Annotated in this window: 8 protein-coding genes; all 8 read left to right on the top strand. The window is 57.9% G+C overall.

The window, feature by feature from the left end; all coding sequences use genetic code 11:
• Positions 1-523, top strand: a 523-nt coding sequence (locus tag OC610_RS17655) for a helix-turn-helix domain-containing protein (protein WP_264429409.1), incomplete at its 5' end; no start/stop codon positions are given.
• A 173-nt stretch (positions 524-696) separates the two neighbouring features.
• Positions 697-1,119, top strand: a complete 423-nt coding sequence (hpaR, locus tag OC610_RS17650; RefSeq protein WP_264429408.1) for a homoprotocatechuate degradation operon regulator HpaR — start codon at positions 697-699, stop codon at positions 1,117-1,119.
• 45 nt (positions 1,120-1,164) lie between these two features.
• Positions 1,165-1,992, top strand: coding sequence for a helix-turn-helix domain-containing protein (locus tag OC610_RS17645; protein WP_264429406.1), 828 nt, complete (start codon positions 1,165-1,167; stop codon positions 1,990-1,992).
• A gap of 219 nt (positions 1,993-2,211) precedes the next feature.
• Positions 2,212-3,756 (top strand): ABC transporter substrate-binding protein, encoded by a 1,545-nt coding sequence (locus OC610_RS17640; protein WP_264429404.1) that lies wholly within the window; start codon positions 2,212-2,214, stop codon positions 3,754-3,756.
• Between the two features lie 167 nt (positions 3,757-3,923).
• Positions 3,924-4,940, top strand: a complete 1,017-nt coding sequence (locus OC610_RS17635; RefSeq protein WP_264429402.1) for an ABC transporter permease — start codon at positions 3,924-3,926, stop codon at positions 4,938-4,940.
• An 11-nt stretch (positions 4,941-4,951) separates the two neighbouring features.
• Positions 4,952-5,821 (top strand): ABC transporter permease, encoded by an 870-nt coding sequence (locus OC610_RS17630; protein WP_264429400.1) that lies wholly within the window; start codon positions 4,952-4,954, stop codon positions 5,819-5,821.
• A complete protein-coding gene (locus OC610_RS17625; RefSeq protein WP_264429398.1) occupies positions 5,821-6,852 on the top strand; it encodes an ABC transporter ATP-binding protein in 1,032 nt (343 codons plus the stop codon). Before OC610_RS17630 ends, OC610_RS17625 begins: the two co-directional genes overlap by 1 nt.
• 24 nt (positions 6,853-6,876) lie before the next feature.
• The coding region (locus OC610_RS17620; RefSeq protein ID WP_264429396.1) for an ATP-binding cassette domain-containing protein at positions 6,877-7,129 on the top strand (253 nt) is incomplete at its 3' end.

The following is a 7,129-nucleotide window of genomic DNA, read 5'->3' as shown; positions in this document are numbered from 1 at the left end:
GCTGGCGCACTTGGGGCCGCACGATGCGGGCGAGATCCGCCGGCTTGATTTCCTGTTCGATGAGTTGAGCGAAGAGGTGGACGCCCAGCGGCCAGGGCATGGTGCCGCCTTGGACAGCTTGACGCGATTGATCATGATCAGCCTGTTGCGGCTGTGTTCCCATTCGTTGAAAGCCACGCCTGCGCGGCACGAAGATTTGAAGATTTTCCATCGCTTCAATGAGCTGATCGAAGCGCATTACTTGCAGCACTGGCCTTTGTCGCGTTATGCGCAATGCATCGGTGTGACGGAGGCGCGCCTTAACGATGTGTGCCGACGCATCGCCGACCTGCCGTCCAAGCGCCTGGTCCTGGAGCGCCTGATGCAAGAGGCCAAGCGCCTGCTGCTGTTCACCGGCAGCTCCGCCAATGAAATCTGTTATCAGCTCGGGTTCAAGGACCCGGCCTATTTCAGCCGCTTTTTCCAGCGTTACGCACAGCTCACTCCGGGAGAGTATCGCCAGCGCCAATTGAAATTGCGATGAGCCAGGCATCGGGATGTTTCGCCTTGGTCTTGTTGATCTTGTACCGATCAGCATGACGACTGCGGCGGTGCGACAGAATGGCTTTTAGGCAGAACCGCTTGTACTTTTCGCAGGCTTGCGTGCGTTGATGGCCGACACTAAGCTGCCGGCTCGCCCGTCCAAATGGTGCCGATATGGCCAACCCCAGACCTTCGCTGACCCTGACCCTTTTGCAAGCCCGTGAAGCGGCAATGGCTTTTTTTCGTCCCGCCCTGAACAAGCACGACCTCACCGAACAGCAGTGGCGGGTCATTCGGATACTGCGCCAGCAAGGCGAGCTGGAAAGCCATCAACTGGCCCAGCAGGCGTGCATTCTCAAACCGAGCATGACCGGCGTCTTGAGCCGCCTGGAGCGCGACGGCCTGGTGCGCCGGCAAAAGTCCAGCCAGGACCAGCGACGGGTTTTCGTGTCCCTGACGGAGCGAGGCGAACAGTGCTTCGTTTCGATGAGCGAGGGAATGGAAAGCAACTACCAGAGAATCGAGGAGCAGTTCGGCGCGGAAAAAATGGAGCAGTTGCTGGCTTTGCTCAATGAGTTGAAAAATATCAAGCCGTGATACCAGTCCATCGTGTGGTCAATGCTGGCGTTAGGAATATTTTTAATGGCGAGTTCCAATTCACCCCAGTCGATGCAAGATTTCAGTCAGAACTTGCGCCTTCTCTGCGGGTACTACAAGTCGGTGGCGATGGTCTGCCGCTCCCTCGATATCAACCGCCAGCAGTTCAACAAATACCTGGGGGCGCAGGCGACTCCCTCACTGTTCACCCTTCGCAGGATCTGCGCTTTTTTCGGGGTCGATGAGGATGAGATATTCTCCGAGCACGATTCCTTCCGCGCTTTGCTCAACCGCCAGCGCACGTCGCGAGAGCCGGACAGTGCTGTACCCACCGATTTTTTTCCAAGCTCCGCGCAGGAGCTGTCGAAGTACCAGGGTTACTACTTCGTCTATTTGATGTCGCCCTCCGGGTCAGGGGAGGTGATCAAGTCGATTACCCGCTTGACTCGTTCCGGCAACAAAATCCTGAGTAAAACGTACGAGCGAGTGAGGTTGGGTGATGACCAACTGAAGAGTTTCGGCATCAATAAATATCGGGGGTTCTGCTTTGCCTCATCCGATCTGATTTACATCGTCGAGCGCGAATACCTATCCTCCCGGGGCTATATCTGGTCAGCGCTTTACCCTTCCTACCGCAGTCGCTTCCGCTTTCTCAATGGCTTGGTGCTTGGCGTGTCGGGCGACAACTTTCGACGTCCTTTCGGTGCGCAGATTGTGTTTGAGTACCTTGGCGAGTCGATCGACCTGCGTAACGCGCTTTCCAGTTGCAGCTGCTTCCCGATTGATGCCCCTGAGATTCCCAGCGAAGTCAGGGCGCGGCTGCTGATCCGCCCATCCGAGGGTGAGTTCAACCTTGTTCCCCCCTTGTTCTAACCCCGCCTTAAAAACAGACGCTAGGTGACGCTTTCAAGCGTCACCGGGCGTTTTTTTCTTAATGTTCGCGAAATTGAGCTGACGGTACGGCAGATCAATAATGGGCCACACCGCTCAGGCAATCTCGCGACGACCAATCACGTCGTTTATTCCGGTCGGATGATTGTCTGCTCGTGCAAGTAACCCGCTGCGCCCATCATAAAAATAAGAGGAACACCGATGAACTTCAAAAGAACATTGATGGCAGGGTTGATGGCGCTCTCCGTTTCTGCGCCGTTGACCAGTGGCTTGGTGTGTGCGGCAAACAATACCTTGGTAGTCGCTGATCGAGCCTCGTTCAAGGATTGGGACCCGGCCTCGGCTTTTTCCGAAGAGGTGCGGGTGCTGGGCAATATCTACGAGACACTTCTGGTCTATAACGCGCCAGGCAGTGCCGAGGAGTTTTCCCCTGGACTCGCCACGTCCTGGGAAAGCAGCGACAACGGCAAGACCTGGACCTTCAAGCTGCGGCACGGCGTTAAGTTTCATGACGGTTCGGCGTTCAATGCCGCAGCGGTCAAGAAATCCATCGATTACGTCAAGGCGCTGAAACAGGGCGCTGCGTATGTATGGAAAGCCCTGGATTCCGTCGAGGTCGTCGCTGACGACACGGTAATGCTCAAGTTTCAAAATCCCACTCCGGCCAACCTGATCGCAGCAGGTCAATACGCTGCTTATATCATCGCCCCGGCGGCAGTGGAAAAGGGGCATGACTGGATGATGGCTCCCAACGCCATCGGTACGGGGCCTTATAAGCTTGGGCAGGTCGAACAAGGCCAGCAGGTGGTGCTCGAACGTTTCGAGGGTTACTGGGGCGGCTGGAAAGAAGGGCAGTTCGATCGGGTCATCGTGAAAGTCGTGTCCGAAGCTTCTACCCGTACCCAGATGATCAAGAATGGCGAGGCCGGTGTCGCCTGGGATATCCCGCTTGATCAGCTCAAGGTGTTGGGAGAGAACCCCGCCATCAAGGTGAGCACCGCGCCTTCGTGGAAGAACTTCCAATTCTTGATCAATACCCAGAAGTACCCTACGGATAACTTGGCATTCCGTCAGGCGCTGCAATACCTCTGGGATTATGAAGGTGTCACCAACGATATCCTGCACGGCTACGGCAGTGTCCCCAAGGGACCCTTGCCCAGCAGTATCTGGGGGCATGCCAGCGTGCCCATGGCTTCTTACGATCTGGATAAAGCCCGACAATTGCTGGAAGCCTCCGGTGTACCCAAGCAGGACTGGAAAGTCTCGATGCAGTACATCGGTGGCGTCTATGCAAACGCTGCTGAACTGTTCCAGGCGACGGCATCTCAGGTTGGGGTCGAAGTAGAGTTACGCCCCGGCGAGTGGGGGGTGATCTGGGATAAGGCGAAGAAGCTGGACACCGCTCCAAACCTGCAGTCCATGGCTTGGTGGCCGACGTATCCGACGCCCAGCGACTGGCTTTTCAGTGAGTTTCATACCGAGAAGACAACACTGTTCAATCTGTCTCATTACAGCAACCCAAGTTTTGATCAGTTGATCGAAGAGGCGGCGGCGCTGGAAGGCAGCGACAGGACAAAATCCTCTGAAAAGTACGTCCAGGCCCAGCAGCTACTGGCCAAGGACGCTCCTGCGATCTGGTACGCCGACGTGCAGCAGATACGTGTCTCCCGCAAAGACATCAAGGGTATGGAAAAAAGCCTTAATCCGGCCTATGAGGCCATTCTCTATTACAACTTGAATCGCTGAATGCCGAGCTGTTTGCGATGAAGTTGTAGAGGTAGGCCTGATTTGCCCTGACATCCGATAGTCGGTTGATTCGCCCGGTCATTCCTCAAGCGTTGATTCGCCTTGAGGGCTTTATGCTGGGCGTAAGAAGTCACGGCCAAGTTTATTAGCCACAAAAGGTAGTTTAAATGGCGAAGTATATAGCCCAGCGATTGATAGTCATGCTCTTCATTCTGTTGGGCGTGTTGACTATCACCTTCGTGCTGAGCCGAGCTCTTCCCGGTTCCCCGGTAGAGATGATGCTGGGAAATCACCCCACGGCGGAGCAAATTGCCGTCGCGCGGGAAAAACTCGGGTTGGATAAACCTCTGCCGATCCAATACTTCAATTACATCGGCAATCTTCTCCAGGGTGATTTAGGCACCAGTTTGCGCACCGGGCGACCGGTGGTGGAGGAGGTGGTCAGGCGGGTTGGCGCGACATTCGAACTGACGTTCCTGGCGATGTTCTGGGTGGTGGTGCTCGGGGTGCCGATCGGTGTCATCTCAGCGGCGCGGCAGAACTCAGCAATCGATAATGTGGCGCGGGCGGGGTCCATCGCCGGGACGGCATTTCCCGTTTTCATCCTGGCCATGGGTTTGCAGCTGCTGTTCTACGGCAAGCTCAACTGGCTGCCCCTGCAGGGACGTATCGATGCTTCCATTCTTCTCGACAGTCCCTTTGAGCGTGTGACCGGTTTTTACCTGGTCGACACGCTGCTGGCCGGTAATTTCGTAGCACTGTGGAGCGCCATCAAACACCTGACGCTGCCCGTGCTCACTCTGGTCGTCGTGACCTTGGCCACCGTCACTCGGATCACTCGCAACATGATGGTAGAGGTGCTCTCCGAGGAGTACATCCGCACGGCCGTTTCCTACGGCGTACCCAAGTGGCGTATCCACTACGCCTATGCCCTGAAGGCGACAATGATCCCGCTCCTGACCGTGGTGGGCCTGACCTTCGGTTATCTGCTCGGTGGTGCGGTAGTCGTCGAATTTGTTTTCGATTGGCCCGGCCTGGGCGGCTTCGTGGTGTTTTCGATTGCCCAGAATGATTTCCCCGCCGTGATGGGCGCCACCTTGGTGCTGGCCACGACCTATCTGTCGATCAACCTGATTGTTGATCTCTTGTATCACCTTGTTGATCCGAGGTTGCGAGTCCAATGAGTATCCAAGACGTGTCCCTGTCCATGCCCTCGCGAGCCCCGTCATGGCGCATCAAGGTCCTTGCGTTTGCCTGCGATAACAAGTTGTTTGTTTTCGGCGCGCTGTTATTGCTGTTGATCATCCTGGCCGCCATCTTCGCCCCCTGGCTTGCTCCCTATGAGCCTAACAAGATTGTTTTTTCCCAGAAGTTACTCGCGCCCAACTGGGCGCACTGGATGGGCACCGACGAGTTTGGTCGCGACATTCTTTCCCGGGTGCTTTATGGCGCACGCACCTCGCTGATCATTGGAGTAAGCGTGACGCTGATTGCGATGCTGATCGGGATTCCGATCGGGCTTGTTTCCGGCTACTTCGGTGGTCGAATCGATACGCTGCTGATGCGTGTCTCTGACGTGTTCCTGGCCTTTCCGCCGTTGTTGTTGCCGATCGCTATCACTGCTGCGCTGGGATCGGGATTGGCCAACGCCATGCTGGCGCTCGCCGTCTCCTGGTTTCCCTGGTACGCGAGGATCATGCGCGGTGCGGTAGTACGGGTTCGCTCGGAAACCTACATCCAAGCCGCCCGCGCCATGGGCGTCAGTCACTGCCGTATCTTGCTTCGCCATGTCCTGCCCAATGCCACCACCCCTGTGATCGTGCAAGGCTCCATGGACTTTGGCTACACCATTCTTGCCGCTGCCTCGCTGAGCTTTATCGGGCTGGGCGCCAAGCCGCCCATGGTCGAATGGGGGTTGATGGCCGCGGCGTCGCGCTCACAGTTGCTCGAAAATCCCTGGACGGTGCTGTTTCCCGGCGTCGCGATTTTTGTCCTGGTGCTGGCCGTCAACCTGGTGGGTGACGGACTGCGCGATGTGCTCGATCCAAAGAAGGGGACGCGCTGATGATCAACGAATCCTTGAAAACTTCTACGCTCGAGTCTCTCGCTGCTTCGAACAACGAGGCAGCCCAGGACCTGGTGCTGGAAGTGGAAGGACTGACGGTGTCCTTCCCTGGTTTGTTCAAGACTGTAAAGGCCGTACGCGGCATCGACCTCAAGGTCAGGCGCGGCGAGATCCTCGGGTTGGTGGGGGAGTCGGGTTCGGGCAAGTCGATGACGGCCATGTCCTGCCTTGGATTGATGCCTGAGGCCGCTCGGCTGGGAGGCAGTGTCAAGGTCGCCGGACAGCAGGTCAACGGCGCGTCGGCGTCGCAGCTGGCGGTTTTGCGTGGCGGCGGCGCGGCGATGATCTTCCAGAATCCGATGAAGGCGCTCAACCCGTTCTTCACGGTCGGGCGGCAGATGTTCGATGTCATCGGCTGCCATCGGCAACTGAGCAAGGCACAGATTCGCGCCGAGGCGCTGAGCTCGCTGGAAGCGGTGAGCATGCCCGATCCCGCTCTTGCGTTAGGCAAGTATCCGCACCAGATGTCTGGCGGCCAGTTGCAGCGAGTGGTGATTGCCATGGCGCTGGCCTGTCGGCCGAAACTGCTGATCGCCGATGAGCCGACCACGGCGCTGGACGTCACCGTGCAGGCGCAGATCATCGCCCTGCTGCGCAAGTTGGCCCGGGAGCAGGACCTGGCGATTCTGTTTATCACCCACAACCTTGGCGTCGTGGCTTCGCTCTGTGACCGGGTGGCGGTGATGTATGCCGGTGAAGTGGTGGAGAGCGGTCCGGTGGGCCAGGTGTTCAAGCGACCAGCACACCCGTACACCCTGAAATTGATGGGCACCGTGCCAAAGCTGGGGCAGGGCCCCCAACCCCTGGGCTTTATCCCGGGGCAGGTGCCGAACATGGCGGCTCCCCCGCCTGGCTGCGCCTTCAACCCCCGCTGCGAACGCGCCACCGGGCGCTGCGTCCAGGCTGCGCCGAGGGTGGAAATCGGCGAGGAGCACTGGGCGGCTTGCCACAACACCTTGGTCAAGGTGTGAGGCTTCTTTGAAAGGTAAACGGCTATGAACAACAACAAACAGCCCGCACTGCTGAGCGTCACTCAGTTGCACAAGACCTACGCCAGTCGCGATGGCCTGGTGACCGCTATCGACCACATCAGCCTGGAGGTGCAGGTCGGTGAGACGGTCGCGCTGGTGGGAGAGTCCGGTTGTGGCAAAAGTACGGTGGCCGCGACCTTGCTTGGTCTGCTGCCAGCCGACAGTGGGCAGATCCTGGTCGAAGGTCGGCCGCTGCCCTCCGATGCCAGGGCTCGGG

Origin of the sequence: Pseudomonas agronomica (assembly GCF_025917275.1) — a bacterium.
GTDB classification, from domain to species: Bacteria; Pseudomonadota; Gammaproteobacteria; order Pseudomonadales; family Pseudomonadaceae; genus Aquipseudomonas; species Aquipseudomonas agronomica.
This window is presented reverse-complemented; position numbering and strand designations above follow the sequence as displayed.